We start from the raw sequence: 21,283 nt of genomic DNA on the forward strand, positions 1-21,283 counted from the left end.
AAGATGTGGGAAGCTATGGCCGGCAAAGCGCCGGCCATAGTTGGAGGACTTGCCTCAGTGGCCGGTCTCGCCGACGGCCTGTTCCGCAGCCTTGATCGCTGCCTGGCGCGCCGCGATGATGTCGCCGAGCGGCGGGCCCTGGAAGCGGTTGCGCTCGAAGGCAAACCAAACGATCGCCGTCAGGATGAAGAAACCGACGGTGATGTAGAGCGCCCAGTCGTTCGGCGGCTGGATGCCGATGACGAAGATCAGGAGCATCGACAGGATCGAAAGCACGCCGAACAGCATGAAGATGGCGCGCCCCATGTTCCACGGTCCCATCTTGTCCCATTTCGGCGTTCCCCAGGCCAGCATGCCGAGCACGATCGGCACGGTGAAGGAGAGGAACAGGAAGATGACGGTGCACGACACGACGATGGTGTAGGCCGAGGTGCCTGCGACTGAAACCAGCGTCGAGCCCCAGACGAACAGGACGGACAGGATCGACGCCGTCCAGATCGCCGCCACCGGCGTGCGGTAGGTCGGGCTGACCTTGGCCAGCGCCGAGGAACCCGGCAGGCCGCCGTCACGCGAGAAGGCGAAGATCATACGCGAGGCGGAGGTGACGGTGGCGAGGCCGCAAAGCAGCTGTGCCAGGAAGACGACGAGGTAGACGAACTCCTTGATGCCGGGGCTGACGCGCTGGTCGAAGGCCCAGAAGAACACGTTCCAGCCCTGCTTGGCCGCATCGTCCATATTCGGGATCATCAGCACGAAGGCTGCGAGGAAGAGATAGCCGAAGACGGCCGACCAGATCACCGACATGACCATGGCGCGGGGCACGGAGCTCGCCGCCTTGATGGTTTCCTCGGAAGTATGCGCCGACGCGTCGTAGCCGGTGATCGTGTAGATCGGCAGCAGCAGGCCAAGTGCGAACACCCAGGCATTGGATACCGACGGCCAGACACCGGCGCCGGCATCGCCGGAATAATTGTGGAAGGTGAACAGCCGGCTGAAATCCCAGGTTTCGGCCGAGATCAGGCAGACGACCGCGATGAGGATCGAGCCGAAGAAGATGAGGTAGCCCGAGAAGTCGGTCAGCTTGGCGGTCAGCTTGATGCCGAGATGGTTGATCAGTGCCTGGGCGCCGGTGATGACGACCAGGAAGATCATCTGGTTGGTCAGCGTACCCTCGATGCCGAGCGCCGGTCCGAAGGCGCCAAGGAAAAACGTCCAGGTGCCGACATTGATGGCGCCGAGCACGGTGATCAGGCCGAGCAGGTTGAGCCAGGCAGTCACCCAGCCGGTGCCGCGATTGCCGAGGATCGAGCCCCAATGATAGAGGCCGCCGGCGGTCGGGTAGGCCGAGCTGATCTGCGACATCGCTACAGCGAAGGTCAGCGAAACGAAACAGCCGACCAGCCAGCCAATGCCGATACCGATGCCGCCGGAGCCGGAGGTTGCCTGCGCCAGCGAGTTGATGCCGCCGGACAGGATGCAGATGATCGAGAAGGAAACCGCGAAATTCGAAAAGCGACTGAGGCGCCGCTCCAGTTCCTGGGCGTAGCCCATGTTGTGGAGGACCTTTACGTCCTCTGCCTTGTCAACTTCAGTGTAGCCCGGTGCTGCCATTTTTTAGTCCCCTGTTGGTTTCTTAGCTGGCCGATTGAACTGACTTTCCGACTGCGCTTGGTCTGGGACCCTTGGCCGCCTCGGGCTCCAGATTGAGAAAAATACCCGTGAGCAGATCCGCCCATTTCCGCTGCCCGGCTGCGCCGGCGATCTCGTCGTTGCGGATTTCAATCATTGCGCAGGGCAGCCCGCGCGAGCGGGCATGGCGTTCCAGTGTGAAATAGACGCGGTCGGCCGGCGAATAGGGTTCATTGACGCCGACGGCGATGCCCGCAAGCTGCTGGAGCGCCGCGATCAGCGGCGCCGCCAGCCGGCGGTCCTCGTCATGGATGATGCCGATGTGCCAGGGCCGGCTCTTGCCCTTGTACACCGGCGTGAAGGAATGGACGGATACCAGCCGCGTCTCCCGCCCGGCCGCCAGACGCTCGTCGATGATCGTCGCGATCCGGTCGTGGAACGGCCGCCAAGCCAGCGCAATGCGCGCCTGCCGCTCGTCGGCGGAAAGCCCCTGGTTTGCCGGGATCACGGTTTTTTCGCTGGCGCTGACCGTCACTATCAGGTCCGGCGCGTCGAGCGGCCGGTTGCAGTCGATGACGAGCCGCGAGATGCAGGTCTCGACCAGCGTCGCATCGAGCACCTCGGCCATGCGGCGCGCTACCGGCAAGGCGCCGGGATCCCAAGCGATGTGGCGGGAAAGCTCCTCGGCGGCAAGTCCGAGCGTTCCGAATTCAGGCGGCAGGAAATTTGAGGCGTGGTCGCAGGTCAGCACGAAAGGGCTTGATCCGCCGGGGTTCGTCACCCTTACGGTCTCAGGCGATGCAAGGCTGGCGGGCCGTGCTGTCTCCATTGTCTGCTGTCCCCGGGGAGCGCTGTATCGTATGTTACGTATTTTGCCTCATTGCGTCCCTGCGGATGATTTCATACAGTTTGGTCGGCTTTGTCAAACGCGATTTCGATAACGCGGTAACGGCCCGGCCAGGGTGGGGAAAAACATGGTTTCGAGCATTGCCGAACTGATCTCCGACCGCATCGGCACCATGCCGGCCGGCGAGCGACGCGCAGCGCAAACGCTGATCGCCAGCTATCCGCTGATCGGGCTGAAGACGGTCGCCGAATTCTCGGCCACGGCCGGCGTATCGTCGCCGACGATCCTGCGTTTCGTCGCCCGGCTCGGCTTCCAGAACTATCCGGAATTCCAGTCGACGCTGCAAGACGAGTTGGCGGCGCAATTGCAGTCGCCGGCCTCGCGCACGCTCAATCCCTCCTCGCAGGGCAGCAGCGCCGTTTCGCCGATGCTGGAGGCGACGCTCGACAATATGCGCGAGACCTTCCGGCACCTTTCGGACAAGCAGCTTGCCGATATCGTCGCTAAGCTGGCCGACCGGCGCGGCAAGACATTCCTGATCGGCGGCCGCTTCACCGACCCGCTGGCGCGCTACATGGCCGCCCACCTTGCTATCATCCAGCCCAACGTGTTCCATCTCGCCGGCCAGGAAAGCGTCTGGCGTGACCGTCTGATCGACATGGGCAAGCGCGACGTGCTGGTGATCTTCGACATCAGGCGCTACCAGGACAGCCTGATCCGTTTCGCCGAGACCGCCAACCAGCGCGGCGTGCAGATCGTGCTGTTTACCGACCAGTGGCTGTCGCCGATCGCCCGCTTCGCCCGCCACGTCATTGCCGGGCGCACCGCCGTGCCTTCGGCCTGGGACTCATCCGCCGCACTTTTCGTCGTTGCCGAAACGCTGATCGGCGCCGTCACAAGGCAGCTCGAGGCCGACGGCGCCAAACGCATCCGCGAACTGGAAAGCCTGCGGTAGCGCAGCACTTCGGAAAGGGACGCTGCTGGCCGTGCCTAGTCAACCAAAAAACTGACCATCTGCAGGATCAGGATCAGCAAAAAAATGCCAAAGACAGACGCAAAGACCGCTGCCAGCAGGACCGTGCGTTGTTTCTTACCCATAACTTTCGCCTTGAAAGCATAGTCCACGTCCACGAATACGAACGTCAGTCTCGCCCCACTGCTCGGCCACCTCCCAACTCCTCAAGACCCGCCGGCGGCTTGGGCGGAGGAGTAATGACGACTGGTTCACACGCGAAATGAACAGCTTACCAAGGTGCTCGCTAACGGGGATGGCCGCATCATTCATCCGACCCATGTCACGGCCGAATGACCGCCTTGCCGCTGGCGCCTAACCAATTCAGCCGCAAACCGTGCCATCGCCCCAGTCCGGGTACTTTAGCCGTGGCAAGGATGATCGTAGTTCGGCTAGCCTTGTCTACGTGAAGCCGCTTCTTTGAACCACCAGTCAAAAGCGCGGTGAACTGCGCGGAGGAATTCGATGAGCTATCTGGACGAGCTGTTCTCAGTCGCCGGCAAGACGGCGCTGGTCACCGGCGCCGCGACTGGCATCGGCCGCATGGCGGCGACCGCGCTGGTCAGGGCCGGCGCCTCGGTGATGATTGCCTCGCGCAAGGGCGAGGATTGCGTCAGGGTTGCCGGCGAACTGAACGGGCTTGGCGCCTCCGGCCGGGCTGAGGGTTTCGCCGCCGACGTCTCCAGCGAGGCCGGCATCGCGGCGCTCGTTGCCGAGGTCAGGGTGAGGACCGAGCGGCTGCATATCCTGGTCAACAATGCCGGCATCTCCTGGGGCGCGCCGCTGGAAAGTTTTCCCTACCATGCCTGGGCCAAGGTGTTCGGCGTCAACGTCACCGCGGTCTTCCACCTGACGCGCGAATTGCTGCCTCTGCTCGAGGCCGCCGCCAGCGATGCCGACCCGGCCCGGGTGATCAACCTCGGATCGGTGATGGGCACGCAGCCTTTGGCCGAAGACGCCTACTCCTACTCGGCCTCGAAAGCTGCGGTTCACCACCTGACGCGCATCCTGGCGATCGAGTTCGCCGCCCGCCGCATCACCGTCAACGCCTTTGCGCCTGGCCCTTTCCAGAGCCGGATGACGGCCTTCGCCACTGGCACCGAGGACCAGGCAAGACATGTCGGCAACCACGTTCCGATCGGCCGCATCGGCGCACCGGATGACATTGCCGGCGCAACGCTCTATTTGTGCAGCCGTGCCGGCAGCTATGTCACCGGCGCCATCCTGCCGATCGATGGCGGGCAGTCGGTGCAACACGGGCTGACATTGTTCAAAGAATGAGACGCACGCCGTCCGGCGAGTGAAATGCCCGGGGGTGAAGATGGAGGACATCAGCGTGGAACCTATCAGTCTCGATGTGCTTCTGGCCAACGTCGGCAAGGAAGTCGGCGTGTCGCCATGGCGTGTCGTCACCCAGCGCATGATCGACCAGTTCGCCGATGCCACCGACGACCATCAGTTCATCCATTGCGATCCGGAACGCGCCAGCCGCGAGACGCCGTTCGGTGGCACCATCGCGCACGGCTTCCTGTCGCTTTCGCTGTTGTCGGCGATGACCTTCGAAACCATGCCGCCGCTCGAAAACAGCAAGATGGGCGTCAATCACGGCTTCGATTCGCTGCGCTTCCTGGCGCCGGTGAAGACCGGCTCGCGCATCCGCACCCGCTTCGTGCTGGCCGACGTCAAGGTCAGGCCGTCGGGCTGGGTGCAGACTGCCCACGACGTGACGATCGAGATCGAGGGCTCGAAAAAACCGGCGCTGACTGCGCGCTGGCTGACGCTGACGCTGATCGAACGCCAGCCGGAAGCGGTTTGACTGTTCGTCAGGCAGAGAAGCCCAAATCTATCTGTGCCAAATCTATTTGGCTTCGGCCGCGACGTACTTCATGTGACGACTGACCTGCAGCGCAATGTTGCCGGGCTATATCGTTTTGTGACAGTCAAGCTTCTGCTTCGTGCCACCCTTGCCCGACGCCGTACAGCGTATATATGCTGCATCCAGCCATCAGTCATAAGGCAGTAGAAAGTTGCAGCTAAGCGTCCAGGAGCGCCGCGAAAAACAAAAGGCCGAACTGCGTTCCGAACTTGTCGATGCCGCGCACAAGCTTGTCCAGGAAGAAGGCTATGACGGCCTCACCATCCGTAAGCTCGCCAAGCGCGTCGGCTATGCGCCGATGTCGGTCTATTCCTATTTCGCCGACAAGCAGGACATCCTGTTCGCCTTAGCCGAGGACGCGTTCGAGACCTTGGCCAGGCGCATCGCAAATCATACGGCCGACGACCCGATCGAGGCGCTCAAGGCCGTGCTGGTCGAATACGCCGCCTTCGGGCTGGAAAATCCCAACGAGTACCGCACCGTCTTCATGACCGAAAAAGTCAGGCCGCCAGCCGGCAAGACCTTCGCCGAAATGGAGAGCGGCAACCCGGCGATGAAAGTGCTGATCGAGAGGGTCGAAGCCTGCGTTGCCGCGGGCAGGCTCAGAGGCGATCCACGCGCCATCGCCACCATGCTGTGGGCAGTTGGCCACGGCGCCATCTCGTTGTTGATCACCTTCCCGTTCTACCCGTTCGGCGACCAGACGACGTTCATCACACGGATCGGCGACATCATGCTTGAAGCCATCGCCGCGCACGAGATCGCGCCGCTCACGCCGCCGGTCAATTGCTGAAGAGCGGCCCTTCTCCCGATCTGTAGGATCTTCTCCGAACGATCCGCGCTCCGGCACCGAGCGTTCGGCAATTCCTGCGCTCAACTTCTCTGTACATGTACGATTTTGCTTGAACTCCGTAAGTCATAGCCGTATCTGTACGCAATACCGTACATGTACGAGTCGAATAACTGGAACCGGAGACTGACCATGAAGAAGGCAATCCTCACGCTCGCCGCCCTGCTGGCGCTCTCTGGCGCCGCATTTGCCGGCAGCAGTCAGCCAGCCAAGCAAGAAGGGGCCTGCGTCGACACCAAGACCGATGTGAAGCTCGATTGCGCGCCGACCGGATCGCTTGAAAAGGCGGATGCCGCGACCCACAAGGCCGGCAGCAAAGGCCCGAGGCTCGGCATCGGCATCGACCCGTGGATCGTGCCAAGCAGCTTCTGAGGACTTCGAGCCATCGGCGAAACTGCCAATCTCCCCCCTTGCGGGGGAGATCGCCCTCGTTCGGGCTTTCGCCAATCATCGACGCTGGAACGCAAAACCGCGCAAACCTGAAGGGTTGCCCTCGCCAACCGAACCGGCCCCGCCGGGCCGATAGAAATTATCTCTTGCGCTTCTGTCCTGCCACGCTTTTGGGCTTGCCAGGTCTTGCCGGTGCGCCGGGAATGGCCGTTCCGGTGATCGACACCGGATCGCTGGCCGGGAATGTATCCTCGAGGCCTTCCTCGAGTTCCTCTTCAATATCCGTCTCAGTGCGCTGCTCGTTTTCGAAAGAGCGCACAGCCGGCGTCTTGGCCGGCGACTTCGGCGCGGAGTTCGACGGCATTTGCATTCTCCCTCGGCTCGCTGTCGCAGAACGGTCGGGCGCGGCGAACATGCCTATGCTGCCGCGTCGCGCGCTGCCTCCGACAGAAACGTAAAGACATAATCGGAAAAGGAACGCCAGCATTCGACGCGGAACGTGTCGGCCGCGGTGCGCAGCAGCACGATTTCGACCTTGCCGAGAATGGTACGCGACGCCGCCCCGACCGGAAAGGCGTCGAGCGACAAATCCTGCGGGCAGCCGGCATTGACCGTCGCCGCGGCAGCCGGACCGGTAACGGATATGGCGACGTTGCGGTGCGAGATGCCGACCGCCGAATGCAGCGCGGGAATGCTGGCGCAATCGGCGAGCGGATCTTTTCCGCTCTCGTCGATGACCAGCCATTCGTCCGGCCCCAGCCACAAGGCCGTGCGTCCGGCCTTTGCCGCCGAGGTTTTCGGCCTTTGCGGCAGGACGACGCCGAGCGCTTTCGAAAGTGCCGCGATCGAGGCGTCCGGCGCGCGCAGCGATATGCGCTCGGCCGGCGGTAGTACGGCAAGTGTGACGCCGGTGGCGGAAAGCGACTGGCTGGCCAGAGCCGGACGGCGTTCGACCGACGGCCCGGCGGCGGCGGTTTTCAAAGCGGCCTTAGCCATTGAGGCGCTCTCCCTTCTCGTCGAAGAACACCATACCGGTGACCTCCACCTCGATCACCCCGTTCGGCATCGGCACATAGAGCGTCTCGCCCATGCGATCGCGGCCGCCGGCGACCAGCCCCAGCGCGATCGAGCGGCCGCAATTTTGCGACCAATAGCTTGAGGTGACATGGCCGATCATCTTCATCGGGATTGCCTGCTTCGGGTCAGCGACGATCTGCGCGCCCTCCTCCAGCACCACCTTGGGATCCCTGGTCTTCAGGCCGACAAGCTGCTTGCGGCCCTTGGCGACCAAGTCCGGCCGCGCCATGCCGCGAATGCCGACGAAGTCGGTCTTCTTCTTGCCGACCGCCCAGTCGAGCCCGGCGTCGTTCGGCGTTACCGTGCCGTCGGTATCCTGGCCGACGATGATGTAGCCCTTTTCGGCGCGCAGCACATGCATCGACTCGGTGCCGTAGGCACAGGCGCCGTGTTTCTGGCCCTCGGCCCATAGCGCTTCCCAGACCGCCTCGCCGTAATCGGCCGGCACGTTGACCTCGAAGCCGCGCTCGCCGCTGAACGACATGCGAAACAGCCTGGTCGGGACGCCGCAGATCTGGCCTTCGCGCACCGACATATGCGGCAGCGCCTCATCCGACATGTCGATGCCCTCGACCAGCGGCGCGATGATGTCGCGAGACTTGGGCCCCTGCACGGCGATGACCGCCCACTGCTCGGTGATCGAGGTCAGCCAAACGTTGAGATGCGGGAACTCGGTCTGGAGATAGTCTTCCATATGGTTCATGACGCGCGGCGCGCCGCCGGTCGTCGTCGTCACATGGAAACGGTCGGGTGCAAGCCTGCCGACGACACCGTCGTCATAGATGAAGCCGTCCTCGCGCAGCATGATGCCGTAGCGGCAGCGGCCGGGCTCGAGCTTCTCCCATGGATTGGTGTAGAGCAGTTCCATGAATTTGGCCGCATCCGGCCCGACCACCTCGATCTTGCCCAGCGTCGAGGCGTCAAACAGGCCGGCCGTCTTGCGCACCGTGACGCATTCGCGGTCGACGGCCGCATGTATGTCCTCGCCTGGCTTCGGGAAATACCAGGCGCGCTTCCACTGGCCGACATCCTCGAACATCGCGCCTTGACGCTCTGCCCAGGGATGGATCGCCGTCTTGCGGGTCGGGTCGAACAGGGGACCCCGCGCGTGCCCGACGATCGAGCCGAACGTCACCGGCGTATACGGCGCGCGGAACGTCGTCAGCCCGACCTGCGGGATCGGCTTGCCCAGCGTCTCGGCGGCAATCGCCAGGCCGTGCATGTTGGAGGTCTTGCCCTGATCGGTCGCCATGCCGTTGGTGGTGAAGCGCTTGACGTGCTCGATCGAGCGCATGCCTTCATGCACCGCCTGGCGAATGTCCTTGGCGGTGACGTCGTTCTGGAAATCGACGAACGCCTTTACCGTCGTATCCGCCCCGGCGCCGGGCGCCGCACCCAGCATGCCGCGCGACCAGCTCTCGCCGGCATCGACCTTCGGCTTGGTGCCCCTGGCCGGCTTGCTGCCGGCGTCCTTGGCCGCCTTGGTGCCCGCAGCATAGGCCTCGTCGATCGTCGCCGACAGCCCGTCGGTGCCGTTGCAGGCGCCGACCGAGACGCAGTCCTGCGCATAAATTCCGGGCACGAAGCGCTTGGTCTCGTCATTGAAGGCGACCTTGCCGCGCGATTGCGAGAACAGATGCACCGACGGTGTCCAGCCGGCCGACATCAAGATCGCGTCAACCGGCATGGTGCGTTCGCCGCCGCCATTCTTCGGCTGCACGGTCATCGACGACACCCGCAGCTTGCCGCCGGCGCGGATCACGGCGCGGCCGAAATTGACCTCTATGCCGAGCGCCCTCGCCTCGTCGATCACCGGCCCGGCCGGGTTGTCGCGCAGATCGACGATCGCCGCCACGTTGATGCCGGCCTTCTTCAGGTCGATCGCCGCCGCATAGGCGGAATCGTTTGCCGTATAGACGCCAACATTCCTGCCGACGGCGACGCCGTAATGGTTGAGATAGGTGCGCGCCGCCGACGCCAGCATGATGCCGGGGCGGTCGTTGTCGGCAAACACCATGTGGCGCTCGATGGCGCCGGTCGCCAGCACCAAGCGTTTGGCGCGAACCTGCCACAGCCGCTCGCGCGGCAGGTCGCGGTCGGGGCTCTGCAGATGGTCGCTGACGCGCTCGACCAGCCCGACGAAATTCTGCGCGTAATAGCCGAAGGCCGTGGTGCGCGGCAGCACGCGGACATTGTCCATCGCGCTCAACTTGGCGACGGCGGATTGCGCCCAGGAAAAGCCGTCCTGGCCTTCAATCTTCGCGCCGCTCTCGAAGCACAGGCTGCCGCCGAATTTCACCTGCTCGTCGGCAAGGATGACGCGCGCGCCGGTCTCGGCCGCAGCCAATGCCGCGGCGATGCCCGCGGCACCGCCGCCAAGCACCAGCACCTCGCAATGGGCGAAGCGCGCCGAATAGTGGTCGGGGTCCGGCTGGTCGGGGGCGACGCCGAGACCGGCGGCGGCCCGGATCTTGGGCTCGTAGAGGTTTTTCCACGCCGCCTTCGGCCACATGAAGGTCTTGTAGTAGAAGCCGGCCGAAAGCATCGGCGAGGCAATGCTGCTGACCGCACCGATGTCGAAGGCCAGCGACGGCCAGCGGTTCTGCGACTGTGCGGTCAGCCCGTCATAGAGCTCCTGTACGGTGGCGCGGACGTTCGGCGTCCTGCGTGCCGCGTCGCGCTTGATCTCGACCAGCGCGTTCGGCTCTTCGGCGCCGGCCGACAGAAAACCGCGCGGCCGGTGGTACTTGAACGAGCGGCCGACGAGATGGACGCCGTTGGCAAGCAGCGCCGAGGCCAGCGTGTCGCCCTCGATGCCGGTATAGGGGCGGCCGTCAAAGCTGAAGCCGGCGATCTTTGCCTGCTTGAGCCGCCCGGCGCCGGCAATGCGGAACGTTGCGCTCATTTGGCGGCTCCCGGCAGCTTCGCGGGCTTCGGCTCGCCGGCCTTGTAGGTCATCAGGAACCTGTCGCTGACGGTGTCGCGCACGGCGTTGAAGAACCGCGCACAGCCATGCATGTGCCGCCAGCGCTCATAGATGATCCCCTTGGGATTGGAGCGGATGAAGAAGAACTTTTCGAAATCGTCGTCGCTCTCGCCGGCGATGTTTGGGGAACGCGCAATATGCGCCTCGCCGGCGTTGCGGAATTCGAGCTCGGGACGCTCTTCCTCGCAATAGGGGCAGCGGATGAGAAGCATGGTTGGTCCTACAGTTCGCCGTGGCCGACGCGAGCGCCGGCAGGTTGGTCGCAAAGCCTCTGGCCCATCGTCACGAAAGGCGCGACCAGCCGGATGCGCTCCTCGATGCTGGCTACCGGGCGGAAAAGGTCGCGATACGCCATATTGCCGACCGAAAGCGTCATCGGTTCGGTCGTCACGATGACGTAGCGCCGCTCGAATTTTTCGCCTTCCTCGAGATCGGCTGGCCGGTTCTCCATAAAGGTGACCACTCTCTGACCCGCGCTCCAGGCGCAGGCGAGTACACCCTCGTCGACGGAAAACGGCCAATCCGCTTCATTGCCGGCGCGGCTGATGGGCTGCAGGCGCACCTCCTCTGGCGTGGGGATATGGAACAGGCCTTGCTCGCCGGCGAGCATCAGCGGCATGGCGACGGCCATCTCGGTCATCATCAGTGCGCCACCGCTGCCGCCGCCGCCTCATCGATGAGGCGGCCGGTGCGGAAGCGCTCTATGGTGAAGGGCGCGTTGATCGGGTGCGGATCGTCCTTGGCGATCGTATGGGCAAAGACGTGGCCCGAACCCGGCGTCGCCTTGAAGCCGCCCGTACCCCAGCCGCAATTGACATAGAGGCCGGGCACCGGCGTCTTGGCCAGGATCGGCGAACGGTCGGGCGTCACGTCGACGATGCCGCCCCACGAGCGCAGCATCTTCATGCGCGTGAAGATCGGGAACATCTCGCAGATAGCGTCGAGCGTATGCTGCAATATGTGCAACCCGCCGGTCTGCGAATAGGAGACATATTGGTCGGTGCCGGCGCCGATGACCAGCTCACCCTTGTCGGACTGCGAGATATAGGCATGCACGGTGTTCGACATCACCACGCAAGGCACCACCGGCTTGACCGGCTCCGACACCAGCGCCTGCAGCGGGTAGCTTTCCAGCGGCATGCGCACGCCGGCCATGTTCATGATCACCGATGAGTGCCCGGCGGCAACCACGCCGACCTTCCTGGCGCCGATGAAGCCGCGCGTCGTCTCGACACCGGTGACCGCGCCGTTCGGCGCCCGCTTGAGGCCGGTGACCTCGCAATTCTGGATGATGTGGACGCCGCGCGCTGAAGCGCCGCGCGCATAGCCCCAGGCGACCGCATCGTGGCGCGCCGTGCCGCCGCGGCGCTGCAGGGCGGCACCCATCACGGGATAACGCGCATCGCGCGAAATGTTGAGCGGCGGGCAGAATTCCTTGGCCTGTTCCGGCGTCAGCCATTCATTGTCGATGCCGTTCAGCCGATTGGCGTGGACGTGCCGCTTCAGCACCTGGATGTCGTGGATGTTGTGGGCGAGCATCATGACGCCGCGCGGCGAATACATGACGTTGTAGTTGAGCTCCTGGCTAAGCCCGTCCCACAGCTTCAGCGCATGCTCGTAGATGCCGGCGCTCTCGTCGTAGAGATAGTTCGAGCGGATGATGGTGGTGTTGCGCCCGGTATTGCCGCCGCCGAGCCAGCCTTTTTCCAATACCGCTACGTTGGTGATGCCGTGCACGGTGGCGAGATAATAGGCGGTGGCCAGGCCGTGGCCGCCGGCGCCGACGATGATGACGTCGTACTCCTTCTTCGGCTCCGGCGAGGACCACTGTTCCTCCCAGCCTCTATGACCGCGCATGGCCTCGCGGGCGATGGCGAATACCGAGTATTTCTTCAACGTCGCAGGCCTCGCAAATGGCGGCCGGGCAGATCAGCCAACCCCGGCGCGCGAGCTGTATCACTAGCGAAACCGTGCTGCCAGCCTTGCACTGTTTGCGACGGCGCTTGCCGTTTTGCGCCGTGGTGAAAAAGAGGCATGCGACGTGATGGGCGATCAAACCACATCCGAAGCACCTCGCAGGTATCGGGTGGTTCGCACCGCCCCGATTTGCGACCAAGCATCCCGATTGCCGGCAAGGGCCGGCGCGAAAAAGGATGCAAAAAATGCTCGCACTTGCCAACAAAGTTGCCATCGTCACCGGCGCCAGCTCCGGCATCGGCCGCGCCACGGCCAAGCTGTTTGCGGAGGAAGGCGCCAAGGTGGTCGTCGCAGCCCGCCGCCAGGCGGAGCTCGATGCACTGGTTGCCGAAATCGAAGACGCCGACGGCACCGCCATCGCTCTTCCCGGTGACGTACGCGACGAAGCCTACGCCAAAGCCCTCGTCGACCTGGCGGTCGGGAAATTCGGCGGGCTCGACATCGCCTTCAACAATGCCGGCTCGGTCGGTAGGATGGGGCCGGTTTCGGAGCTGTCGCTGGAGGGCTGGCGCGAGACGCTCGATACCAATCTGACCAGCGCCTTTCTCGGCGCGAAATACCAAGTGCCGGCGATGATCGATCGCGGCGGCGGCTCGCTTATCTTCACCTCCACCTTCGTCGGCTACACGGTCGGCATGCCCGGCATGACCAGCTACGCGGCGAGCAAGGCCGGACTGATCGGATTGACGCAGGTGCTGGCGGCCGAATTTGGCGCCAAGGGCATTCGAGTCAACGCGCTGCTGCCGGGCGGCACCGACACGCCCTCGGCAACGTTCAAGACACCTGAATCGCGAGCCTTCGTCGAAAACCTGCATGCCTTGAAGCGCGTCGCCGAGCCTGAGGAGATCGCCCGCTCGGCGCTTTACCTGGCTTCCGATGCATCGAGCTTCACCACCGGCACGGCACTGTTCGCCGATGGCGGCGTCTCGATCACCCGGACGTGAAGCGTTTCGCGGTTGGCGCATCGGCGCGCAAGCCAACGTCAGAAAAACCGGTCTTGCTTTTTCCGGCGATTTGACGATTTCGTCTTCTCCTCAAAGACGGATTGGAAACATGCTGCTGATCAGAACCTATATCGCTGCAAGCGCAATCGAAGGCGTCGGCGTGTTCGCCGCCGAGCCGGTCCGCAAAGGCGCGCAGATCTGGCGTCTCGATCCGGACTTTGACCGGCTGATCCCGGTGGAAAGATACGAGACGGCGCCGCCGCACCTCAAGGAGTTGCTCGACAGATATGCCTATCCCAGTCCGGATCGGCCGGGCTTCATGGTCTATGAGGTCGACAATGGCCGCTTCATGAACCACGCCGACGAGCCGAACACCGACTTTTCGCAATATGGCGGGGCCACCGCGACCCGCGACATCGCCGCCGGCGAGGAGATAACCTGCGACTACGGCGAGTTCTTCGAGGGTTTCGAGCAGCTCCACCTGGCTACGGCGTAGCGGCGCCTATCTGGCCCAAGGCGAATTTTGTTCTTGCTTTGTGCCGGCAGCTATGCTACTAATTTCTGTATGGTGCTGATTCACACCGAAGACCCGCCGCCGAGGCGGGTTTTTCGTTTCGGGATCGGCACCGCCTCTCAATCGGCTGTGGACAGCGCCCCTTGATTCTGCTATCAGCCGCCCCAATTCGTGGTGTAACGCGCCGCGGAGGCTTGTGGCTATGGCCGCTTGCCTGTTGATTTCAAACCGAAAGACAGGATTGCACGTGCAGGTACTCGTCCGCGACAACAATGTTGATCAGGCGCTTCGCGCGCTCAAGAAAAAGATGCAGCGCGAAGGCATCTTCCGCGAAATGAAGATGCGCGGACATTACGAGAAGCCGTCCGAGAAGCGCGCCCGTGAAAAGGCGGAAGCCGTGCGGCGCGCCCGCAAGCTGGCCCGCAAGCGCGCCCAGCGCGAAGGCCTGCTGCCGATGACGCCACGTCCGGTCGCGGCCGGTGCTGCCGGTGCCGGTGCTCCGCGTCCGCCGCGGTTCTGACGTCAATTTTTCGTCCTTTTCCAAGGATATCCAAGGTGGCGCGATGCGGAATCGCCGCCACCTTTTTGTTGTGAGTTCGACCCGGTCCGAGAGGACCGGTTGGGAGAGATGCCGGTTCGGAGGGGGAACGGACCAGACGGCGCAGTAAGGACAGGGCAGATATGGACGCAATCACCGTAGAGCGCAGAACCGCGTGGCGCGGCCTCGCCCTGACGGCAGCCCTGCTTTCCGGGATGGCGCTTGCCGGCTGCCAGAGCGTTCCGACCGGCGAGTTCAACAACATCGACAAGGCGCAAGCCTCGAGCGAGAACATCTCCTCGCTGTCGGCGGTGATCCAGCGCAACCCTCAGGATCCGGAAGCCTACAATGTGCGCGGCTCGGCCTATGGCCGCGGCGGCCAGTACCAGGCGGCGCTGAAGGACTTCGACACCGCCATCCAGCTCAATCCGAATTTCTACCAGGCCTATTCGAACCGGGCGCTCATCCAGCGCTTCCTCGGTGACCAGGCAAGCGCGCTGGCCGACTACAACCGCTCGATCCAGATCAATTCCAATTATGACGCCGCCTATATCGGCCGCGGCAATCTCTACCGCAGGGCGGGCCGGGTCCAGGAAGCCTTCAACGATTTCCAGAAGGCCATTCAGCTCGACACGACCGACGCGCGCGCCTATCACAATCGCGGCCTGATCTACCAGAGTCAGGGCCAGCACGCCTTTGCTATCGAGGACTTCTCGACTGCCATTTCGCTGGCGCCGGACGCCTCCGAGCCTTACAACGGACGCGGCCTCTCCTACCTTGCCATGAACGACGAGGACAATGCCTTCGCCGACTTCAATATGGCCATCAAGCTCGACGGCAAGAACGCCGAGGCGTGGTCCAACCAGGCGCTGATCTACGAGCGGCGCGGCGACAAGGTCAGGGCCGCGAAATCCTACCGCGAGGCCGTGCACCTCAATCCGACCTACCAGCCGGCCAAGGACGGCCTGGCCCGCACCAGCGCCGGCTGATCGGGCCGGTTTATCGGGCGGCCCTTTCCACACCCCGACAACCCTGCGTTTACCCTTACCTTGCTGGCGCCAAGTTTTCGGCGGAACGCTCGGCGTGCTCAGCCGTTTGTACAAAGCCATTTGGAAAGGACCCTGCCATGATCAAGAAACTCGCCTGTGCCGCCGCTCTCGCGACGACCGCCGTTGTCGCTCCCGCCAGCGCCAGCAAGCTCCAGCTCGGTGTGCTCGACTGCACCATCGACGGCGGCACGGCCTATCTCGTCACCTCCAACAAGGGTGTTTCATGTGTCTTTCGTCCGCATCGTGGCGGCCCCTCCGAAGTCTATACCGGGGTGATTTCCAAGCTCGGCGTCGATGTCGGCCGGACGCATCAGGGCCAGCTGGTCTGGGCGGTTCTGGCGGCGACCCGCAACCACGATGAAGGCGACCTTGCCGGCAGCTACTATGGCGTGAATGCCGAGGCCAGCGTGGTCACCGGTGGCGGCGCCAATCTCCTGGTCGGCGGCCTCGACAGCGCCTTTTCGCTGCAGCCGCTCAGCGTCCAGGCACAGACCGGCGTCAACCTGGCGGTCGCCGTCACGTCGCTGGACCTGATCCACTCGTTCAAATAGCGGCGTAGCGCGGCTCCCGAGCGGCGGGGCAGCGTAGGTGTCGACCTGCGAATAGCTGCCGAAAGTTCATGGATTCCGGCAGGCCCACTCCGCAGAGAATGGGCCGCCCTGATGTTCAAAGTTGCAGCGCTCCAAGGTAACGGCATGGATCCCAGGATCCATGCAGTTACTGTGACCGAAGATTGCGACGATCCAATTTTGCTTGTCTTCGGTCCAACCAGAAATCTCAACGCCTCGTGATTGTCCCCCATCGCACAAATTTGACATCCGCCCCACCAACGGCGATCAAAACCGCTTGATCTCAACTACGGTTGAGGTTCTAGAAGTCCTCCCCATACTGCGGCATGCGCTCATTTGGATGTGAAGAACGCTCGAATCCTTTAGACCAGCGTCTAAGAAAGCTTGGGGGACTGGATGATCAAAACAAGCACAAACAGGGTCGATTGGCGCGCGCTGTGGGCGAGCGGCGACCTCGCGCGCTTCTGCTTTATCAGCCTCGGCATCCTGCTGCACGCTACCAACGAAACCATGGTGGCAACGGTCATGCCGGCCATGGTCGGCGATCTCGCCGGCGTGCAGCTGGTCGGCTGGTCGCTGGCGATCTACGAGCTCGGCGCCATCGTTGCCGGTGCGGCCGCCGGACGGCTGGTGAGCTATGTCGCGCTGCGCACCAACATGATGGTCGCAGCAATGCTCTATGCCGCCGGCGCGCTGGTCTGCGCCACCGCGCCTTCGATGCCGCTGTTCCTCTGCGGCCGCCTGATCGAAGGGCTCGGCGGTGGCGCGCTGGTGTCGCTGGCCTTCGTCTCGGTCGAGCGGCTGTTTGCCCGCGCGATCTGGCCGCAGCTTTTCGGCGTCATGTCGGCGATCTGGGGTGTCGCCGCCTTCAGCGGGCCGGTGCTCGGCGCGGTCATGACCGAATTGCTGTCCTGGCGCTGGGCCTTCGGCGTCTTCACCCTCGGCGGCACGGCCATGGCGCTGGCAAGCTTCCTCGTGCTCGATACACCTGAAGCAACAAGGCCGCAGGCGACCGGCGGCTCGGCGCCGCCCTTCCCCTTTGCAGCACTTGGCTGCCTTGCCGTCAGCGTCGTGCTGATCGCCACCGCCGGCGTCGACATCGCCCTGCTGCGCTCGTCGCTGCTGCTCACCCTCGGCCTGATCGGCCTGGCGCTGTTTATCTATATCGACGCACTGAAGCCGCGCTCGCGCCTGTTCCCGTCGCGGCTGTTTTCATGGCGCTCGCCGGTCGGCGCGGGCATGACCATGGTTGCGGCGTTCTCGATGGCGACCTGTTCGTTCGCGGTCTACGGACCGCTGCTCCTGACCAGCCTGCACGGTATTCCGATCCTCACCACCGGCTACATCATCGCCGCCGAATCGATCGCCTGGTCGATCCTGTCGATCCTCGTCGCCAATGCGCCGCCGGAGCGCGAACGGCTGATTATCGTCGGCGGCGCGCTGATGATCGCCACTGGCGTCGCCGGTTTCGCCTATACGGTGCCGGCGGGCTCGATCCCGTTGATCCTGCTTTGCGCCTTGCTGCAAGGCGGCGGTTTCGGCATTGCCTGGCCGTTCGTCACGCGTGTCGTCGTGGCATCGGCGCGGGAAGGCGAGCAGACAATCGCCTCGGCCGCTGTGCCGACCATGCAGCGCATCGGTTATGCCGTGGGTGCGGCACTGACGGGCATCGTCGCCAACGCCAGCGGCTTTTCCGAAGGCCTGAACCGCGAGGCCGCGGCAAATGTTGCTACCTGGCTGTTCCTCGCGTTCGTGCCACTCGGCATCCTGGGATGCCTCGCCGCCTTGCGGATTTCGGGGGCGAGCGACACGAAGCCGGCGAAGCTGCCAATCTCCGTGGGGAAGATTGACTAAACCACCACCGTCTTCAGCCGGCCGGCGATCAGTGCGGCGAGCCGCGTCGCCACCTCGTCCTTGCTCATCTCCGGCCATTCCTCGACGCCGGCCTTCGAGACGATCCGCACCTTGTTGCGGTCGCCGCCCATCACGCCCGGAGAACCGCCTTCATGCGAGACGTCATTGGCAACGATAAGATCGGCACCCTTTTTCGTAAGCTTGGCCTGGGCGTTCCTGACCAGGTCCTGCGTCTCCGCGGCGAAACCGACCACCAGCATCGGCCGCTTTTTGTGATGCCCGACACCGGCAAGAATATCGGGATTTTCCACCATTTGCAGCGCCGGAGGTCCCTCGCCCGCCACCTTCTTGATCTTTTCCCCGGCCGAACTTTGAGTACGCCAGTCGGCAACAGCCGCGACGAACACTGCCGCGTCGGCCGGCAGCAGCTGCTCGACCGCGTCCTTCATCTCGACGGCGGTTTCGACGTGCAGCGTGGCGACGCCGGCCGGATCGGCAATGCCGACCGGACCGGAGACGAGACGCACGTCGGCGCCGAGCCTGGCCAGCGCCGCCGCGATGGCGTGACCCTGCTTGCCCGACGAGCGGTTGGCGATGTAGCGCACCGGATCGATCGGTTCATGCGTCGGTCCGGAAGTGACGATGATCTTTCTTCCCGCCAGGGGCTTTGGCCGGCTGTCCAGCAGCGCCTCGACCGCGGTGACAATCTCCAGCGGCTCGGCCATGCGGCCCTCGCCCGCCTCGTTGCTTTCGGCCATCTCGCCTTTCGCCGGGCCGACGAATGCGACGCCGTCCTTACCCAGCGTCGCACGGTTGCGGCGGACCGCCGGGTGTGTCCACATTTTCGGATTCATCGCCGGCGCCATCAACACCTGCTTGTCAGTGGCGATGAGCACCGTCGAGGCAAGGTCGTTGGCGTGGCCGTTGGCGAGCTTTGCCATCAGGTCGGCGGTGGCCGGCGCCACGACCACAAGGTCGGCCTCGCGCGACAGCCGGATATGGCCGATGTCGTGCTCGTCCTGCCGGTCGAACAGCTCGGTGAAGACGTGGTCGGCGGACAGTGCTCCGGCCGCCAGCGCGGTGACGAATTCCTGCGCCGCGGCTGTCATCACCACGCGCACCGAAGCACCGCGCTCGCGCAGCCGGCGGATCAGGTCGAGCGCCTTGTAGGCAGCGATGCCTCCGCCGATGATCAGCAGGATGCGCTTGCCGGAGAGGACACCTCGCACGACCTGGCTGGGGACCGCGACCACCGGAGCTGCAGGATTCTGCAAGCTTGTCAGTTCGCGCAACGTTTTCTCGATCTGGTCGATGCGGTCGGACGAGCCGAGTTGACCTTCGACCGCTGCGCGGATCATGACCCGCGCCTGGTCTTCCATTGACCGGCCATTCTCTGCAGCCAATCGGCGCAGCATATCCTTGACCTCGTCATCAAGGTTGCGGATCGTGATGCTGGCCATGTGATTGCACTTTATCCAAAATCGCCGAAGGCAATGATAGCAATGCAATCAATCGACAACAAGGCGTTAAAGCAGCTTCCAGGCGATGTACACCAGCGTCAATGCGATTACCCACAGCGCCAGCCGGCCGGAGCGGGTGTAGCGCGCCTCGGCCTTGCCGATCGCGTGCGCGGTCCTTTCGTCGAAGCGCAGGCCGTGTTCGGCCATCAGGTCGATCTCACGCGACAGCCGCTCGGTGCGGGCGGCGAGGTCCGGCGCCTGGCGGGCCAGCGCCAGCAGCGCGTTGGCGCCGTCGCGCGCATCGGCCAGCAAAGCGCGCGGGCCGAGATTGCGCGCAATCCAGCCGCTGACCACAGGTTCCGACGTCTTCCACATGTTGAAGGCCGGGTCGAGGGTGCGGGCGACGCCCTCGACAACGACCATGGTCTTCTGCAGCAGCACCAGCTCGGATCGCGTCGCCATGTCGAAGAGGTCGGTCACCTCGAACAGCAGCGTCAGCAGCTTGGCCATCGAGATGGTCTCGGCCGGCTGGCCGTGGATCGGTTCGCCGATCGCCCGGATCGCCTGGGCGAAAGCTGCGACATTGTGCTGGCGCGGCACGTAGCCGGCCTCGAAATGCACCTCGGCGACGCGCTGGTAATCGCGCGTGATGAAGCCATAGAGGATTTCGGCGAGGAAGCGGCGCTCCTTCCTGCCGAGCCGGCCGGCAATGCCGAGATCGACGGCGACGATGGTGCCATCGGCCTCGACGAACAGGTTGCCCGGATGCATGTCGGCATGGAAGAAACCGTCACGCAGCGTATGGCGCAGGAACGACTGGACCAGGTTGGCGGCAATCGCCTTCAGGTCGTGGCCGGCGGCGGCGAGGCCGGCAATATCGTTCAACTTGATGCCGTCGACCCATTCCATGGTCAGCACGTCACGACCGGTGCGCTCCCAGTCGACCGACGGCACGCGAAAGCCGGGATCGTCCTTGGTATTCTCGCCGAGCTCGGAAAAAGCCGCCGCCTCCAGCCTCAAATCCATTTCGATCTTGGTAGTTTGGGCCAGCGTCTCCGTCACCTCCACCGGCCGCAGCCGGCGCGACGACGGGATGTACTTTTCCTGCAGCCGGGCGGCGAGGAAATAGCTCTCGAGATCGCGAAAGAAGCGGCGGCGCACGCCCGGCCGGATGACCTTCACCGCCACTCGCCTAGCGACGCCGTCCTGCAGCGTTTCGGCGGTATGGACCTGGGCGATCGAGGCGGCGGCGACGGCCTCGCCAAAACTGGCATAGAGCTCACCGACCTTGCGTCCGAGCGATGCTTCTATCGCCGCTATGGCCTCGGCCTTGGGAAAGGTCTGCATCTTGTCCTGCAGCATGGCGAGATCAAGCGCGATATCGTTGCCGACGACGTCTGGCCGTGTCGCCAGAAACTGGCCGAGCTTGACGTAGGACGGGCCGAGCCGCACGACCGCCTTGGCCAGCCGGTCGCCGCGCTCATAGGCAAGCGCGCGACGGCGGGTGAATAGCCGGGCCATGCGCCAGCCGAATTTCGGCAGGCCGAAGAGCTCGTCACCGGGCAAGGCCGCGATGACGCCCTCGCGCACAAGCACCCAGCCGGCCCGCACGAGCCTGAAACCAGCGCCGATGCTGCTCATGGCTGGCTGTGCCCTGCCGGTTGCCTGAACTGGCGAAAGGTACGTCGCGTTATGGAAATGCGGGCCAGCC

General features: G+C 64.1%; 22 protein-coding genes. 11 read left to right on the top strand and 11 right to left on the bottom strand.

Going from position 1 to position 21,283, the window contains the following annotated elements; genetic code table 11:
- Positions 1-54: 54 nt before the first annotated feature.
- Positions 55-1,611, bottom strand: a complete 1,557-nt coding sequence (locus NKJ46_RS13960; RefSeq protein ID WP_352665564.1) for an amino acid permease — start codon at positions 1,609-1,611, stop codon at positions 55-57.
- Between the two features lie 22 nt (positions 1,612-1,633).
- Positions 1,634-2,458 (bottom strand): N-formylglutamate amidohydrolase, encoded by an 825-nt coding sequence (locus tag NKJ46_RS13965; RefSeq protein WP_352665566.1) that lies wholly within the window; start codon positions 2,456-2,458, stop codon positions 1,634-1,636.
- Positions 2,459-2,603: 145 nt separating this feature from the next.
- On the opposite strand from NKJ46_RS13965, the gene NKJ46_RS13970 reads away from it, so the two are divergent.
- Positions 2,604-3,431: a MurR/RpiR family transcriptional regulator gene (locus tag NKJ46_RS13970; protein WP_352665568.1), complete on the top strand. Its 828-nt coding sequence runs from the start codon at positions 2,604-2,606 to the stop codon at positions 3,429-3,431.
- Between the two features lie 35 nt (positions 3,432-3,466).
- Here NKJ46_RS13970 and NKJ46_RS13975 read toward each other — a convergent pair whose 3' ends face one another.
- On the bottom strand, positions 3,467-3,607 hold the full coding sequence (locus tag NKJ46_RS13975) for a hypothetical protein (protein ID WP_352665570.1): 141 nt from the start codon (positions 3,605-3,607) through the stop codon (positions 3,467-3,469).
- Between the two features lie 346 nt (positions 3,608-3,953).
- Here NKJ46_RS13975 and NKJ46_RS13980 point away from each other — a divergent pair, with 346 nt between their 5' ends.
- The 4 genes from NKJ46_RS13980 (at position 3,954) to NKJ46_RS13995 (ending at position 6,586) form a co-directional block, all read left to right on the top strand.
- Positions 3,954-4,769, top strand: a complete 816-nt coding sequence (locus tag NKJ46_RS13980) for an SDR family oxidoreductase (RefSeq protein ID WP_352665571.1) — start codon at positions 3,954-3,956, stop codon at positions 4,767-4,769.
- 40 nt (positions 4,770-4,809) lie between these two features.
- The gene (locus NKJ46_RS13985) at positions 4,810-5,304 is read left to right on the top strand and encodes a MaoC family dehydratase (protein WP_031211357.1); all 495 of its coding nucleotides are present in this window, start codon (positions 4,810-4,812) and stop codon (positions 5,302-5,304) included.
- 211 nt (positions 5,305-5,515) lie between these two features.
- The gene (locus NKJ46_RS13990; RefSeq protein WP_352665572.1) at positions 5,516-6,157 is read left to right on the top strand and encodes a TetR/AcrR family transcriptional regulator; all 642 of its coding nucleotides are present in this window, start codon (positions 5,516-5,518) and stop codon (positions 6,155-6,157) included.
- Positions 6,158-6,346: 189 nt separating this feature from the next.
- Positions 6,347-6,586 (top strand): DUF680 domain-containing protein, encoded by a 240-nt coding sequence (locus NKJ46_RS13995; protein ID WP_352665573.1) that lies wholly within the window; start codon positions 6,347-6,349, stop codon positions 6,584-6,586.
- A 157-nt stretch (positions 6,587-6,743) separates the two neighbouring features.
- Here the strand turns inward: NKJ46_RS13995 and NKJ46_RS14000 are convergent, their stop codons facing one another.
- From NKJ46_RS14000 to NKJ46_RS14025, 6 genes are read right to left on the bottom strand one after another with little or no spacing between them, the layout of a single operon-like run.
- On the bottom strand, positions 6,744-6,968 hold the full coding sequence (locus tag NKJ46_RS14000) for a hypothetical protein (protein WP_352665575.1): 225 nt from the start codon (positions 6,966-6,968) through the stop codon (positions 6,744-6,746).
- Positions 6,969-7,021: 53 nt separating this feature from the next.
- Positions 7,022-7,600, bottom strand: coding sequence for a sarcosine oxidase subunit gamma (locus tag NKJ46_RS14005; protein WP_352665576.1), 579 nt, complete (start codon positions 7,598-7,600; stop codon positions 7,022-7,024).
- Complete coding sequence (locus NKJ46_RS14010) at positions 7,593-10,586, bottom strand: sarcosine oxidase subunit alpha (RefSeq protein ID WP_352665578.1); 2,994 nt, start codon at positions 10,584-10,586, stop codon at positions 7,593-7,595. Before NKJ46_RS14010 ends, NKJ46_RS14005 begins: the two co-directional genes overlap by 8 nt.
- A complete protein-coding gene (locus tag NKJ46_RS14015; RefSeq protein WP_023719025.1) occupies positions 10,583-10,879 on the bottom strand; it encodes a sarcosine oxidase subunit delta in 297 nt (98 codons plus the stop codon). Before NKJ46_RS14015 ends, NKJ46_RS14010 begins: the two co-directional genes overlap by 4 nt.
- Positions 10,880-10,887: 8 nt before the next feature.
- Positions 10,888-11,310, bottom strand: coding sequence for a hypothetical protein (locus tag NKJ46_RS14020; RefSeq protein ID WP_023675337.1), 423 nt, complete (start codon positions 11,308-11,310; stop codon positions 10,888-10,890).
- Positions 11,310-12,563, bottom strand: coding sequence for a sarcosine oxidase subunit beta (locus NKJ46_RS14025; RefSeq protein WP_352665579.1), 1,254 nt, complete (start codon positions 12,561-12,563; stop codon positions 11,310-11,312). The genes NKJ46_RS14020 and NKJ46_RS14025 overlap by 1 nt, the downstream gene beginning before the upstream one ends.
- A gap of 266 nt (positions 12,564-12,829) precedes the next feature.
- Between NKJ46_RS14025 and NKJ46_RS14030 the strand changes: the two genes are divergently transcribed.
- From NKJ46_RS14030 to NKJ46_RS14055, 6 genes are all read left to right on the top strand, one after another.
- Entirely contained in the window at positions 12,830-13,588 is a 759-nt protein-coding gene (locus NKJ46_RS14030; protein WP_352665581.1) for an SDR family oxidoreductase, read from the top strand.
- 109 nt (positions 13,589-13,697) lie between these two features.
- The gene (locus tag NKJ46_RS14035; RefSeq protein ID WP_352665582.1) at positions 13,698-14,084 is read left to right on the top strand and encodes an SET domain-containing protein; all 387 of its coding nucleotides are present in this window, start codon (positions 13,698-13,700) and stop codon (positions 14,082-14,084) included.
- A gap of 265 nt (positions 14,085-14,349) precedes the next feature.
- On the top strand, positions 14,350-14,622 hold the full coding sequence (gene rpsU, locus NKJ46_RS14040) for a 30S ribosomal protein S21 (RefSeq protein ID WP_023675331.1): 273 nt from the start codon (positions 14,350-14,352) through the stop codon (positions 14,620-14,622).
- A gap of 161 nt (positions 14,623-14,783) precedes the next feature.
- A complete protein-coding gene (locus NKJ46_RS14045) occupies positions 14,784-15,629 on the top strand; it encodes a tetratricopeptide repeat protein (protein ID WP_352665583.1) in 846 nt (281 codons plus the stop codon).
- Between the two features lie 137 nt (positions 15,630-15,766).
- Entirely contained in the window at positions 15,767-16,240 is a 474-nt protein-coding gene (locus NKJ46_RS14050) for a DUF992 domain-containing protein (protein WP_352665584.1), read from the top strand.
- Between the two features lie 414 nt (positions 16,241-16,654).
- Entirely contained in the window at positions 16,655-18,112 is a 1,458-nt protein-coding gene (locus NKJ46_RS14055; RefSeq protein WP_352665585.1) for an MFS transporter, read from the top strand.
- On the opposite strand, the gene coaBC is transcribed toward NKJ46_RS14055, so the two are convergent.
- The gene (coaBC, locus tag NKJ46_RS14060; protein ID WP_352665586.1) at positions 18,109-19,572 is read right to left on the bottom strand and encodes a bifunctional phosphopantothenoylcysteine decarboxylase/phosphopantothenate--cysteine ligase CoaBC; all 1,464 of its coding nucleotides are present in this window, start codon (positions 19,570-19,572) and stop codon (positions 18,109-18,111) included. The two genes, NKJ46_RS14055 and coaBC, sit on opposite strands and share 4 nt — an antisense overlap.
- A 66-nt stretch (positions 19,573-19,638) precedes the next feature.
- A complete protein-coding gene (gene ubiB, locus NKJ46_RS14065; RefSeq protein WP_352665587.1) occupies positions 19,639-21,213 on the bottom strand; it encodes a 2-polyprenylphenol 6-hydroxylase in 1,575 nt (524 codons plus the stop codon).
- Positions 21,214-21,283: the final 70 nt, after the last annotated feature.

The sequence above is a fragment of the Mesorhizobium sp. M0166 genome (assembly GCF_040322255.1).
GTDB lineage: Bacteria > Pseudomonadota > Alphaproteobacteria > Rhizobiales > Rhizobiaceae > Mesorhizobium.

What these genes read in the sequence shown, in the direction of transcription:
- NKJ46_RS14055 (WP_352665585.1), top strand. Translation starts at nt 16,655, where the DNA reads ATGATCAAAACAAGCACAAACAGGGTCGATTGGCGCGCGCTGTGGGCG.
- NKJ46_RS14005 (WP_352665576.1), bottom strand. Translation starts at nt 7,600, where the DNA reads ATGGCTAAGGCCGCTTTGAAAACCGCCGCCGCCGGGCCGTCGGTCGAA.
- NKJ46_RS14010 (WP_352665578.1), bottom strand. Translation starts at nt 10,586, where the DNA reads ATGAGCGCAACGTTCCGCATTGCCGGCGCCGGGCGGCTCAAGCAGGCA.
- NKJ46_RS14035 (WP_352665582.1), top strand. Translation starts at nt 13,698, where the DNA reads ATGCTGCTGATCAGAACCTATATCGCTGCAAGCGCAATCGAAGGCGTC.
- ubiB (WP_352665587.1), bottom strand. Translation starts at nt 21,213, where the DNA reads ATGAGCAGCATCGGCGCTGGTTTCAGGCTCGTGCGGGCCGGCTGGGTG.
- coaBC (WP_352665586.1), bottom strand. Translation starts at nt 19,572, where the DNA reads ATGGCCAGCATCACGATCCGCAACCTTGATGACGAGGTCAAGGATATG.
- NKJ46_RS14000 (WP_352665575.1), bottom strand. Translation starts at nt 6,968, where the DNA reads ATGCCGTCGAACTCCGCGCCGAAGTCGCCGGCCAAGACGCCGGCTGTG.
- NKJ46_RS13980 (WP_352665571.1), top strand. Translation starts at nt 3,954, where the DNA reads ATGAGCTATCTGGACGAGCTGTTCTCAGTCGCCGGCAAGACGGCGCTG.
- NKJ46_RS14045 (WP_352665583.1), top strand. Translation starts at nt 14,784, where the DNA reads ATGGACGCAATCACCGTAGAGCGCAGAACCGCGTGGCGCGGCCTCGCC.
- NKJ46_RS13985 (WP_031211357.1), top strand. Translation starts at nt 4,810, where the DNA reads ATGGAGGACATCAGCGTGGAACCTATCAGTCTCGATGTGCTTCTGGCC.
- NKJ46_RS14015 (WP_023719025.1), bottom strand. Translation starts at nt 10,879, where the DNA reads ATGCTTCTCATCCGCTGCCCCTATTGCGAGGAAGAGCGTCCCGAGCTC.
- NKJ46_RS14020 (WP_023675337.1), bottom strand. Translation starts at nt 11,310, where the DNA reads ATGATGACCGAGATGGCCGTCGCCATGCCGCTGATGCTCGCCGGCGAG.
- NKJ46_RS13960 (WP_352665564.1), bottom strand. Translation starts at nt 1,611, where the DNA reads ATGGCAGCACCGGGCTACACTGAAGTTGACAAGGCAGAGGACGTAAAG.
- NKJ46_RS13965 (WP_352665566.1), bottom strand. Translation starts at nt 2,458, where the DNA reads ATGGAGACAGCACGGCCCGCCAGCCTTGCATCGCCTGAGACCGTAAGG.
- NKJ46_RS14030 (WP_352665581.1), top strand. Translation starts at nt 12,830, where the DNA reads ATGCTCGCACTTGCCAACAAAGTTGCCATCGTCACCGGCGCCAGCTCC.
- NKJ46_RS14050 (WP_352665584.1), top strand. Translation starts at nt 15,767, where the DNA reads ATGATCAAGAAACTCGCCTGTGCCGCCGCTCTCGCGACGACCGCCGTT.
- NKJ46_RS13970 (WP_352665568.1), top strand. Translation starts at nt 2,604, where the DNA reads ATGGTTTCGAGCATTGCCGAACTGATCTCCGACCGCATCGGCACCATG.
- NKJ46_RS13995 (WP_352665573.1), top strand. Translation starts at nt 6,347, where the DNA reads ATGAAGAAGGCAATCCTCACGCTCGCCGCCCTGCTGGCGCTCTCTGGC.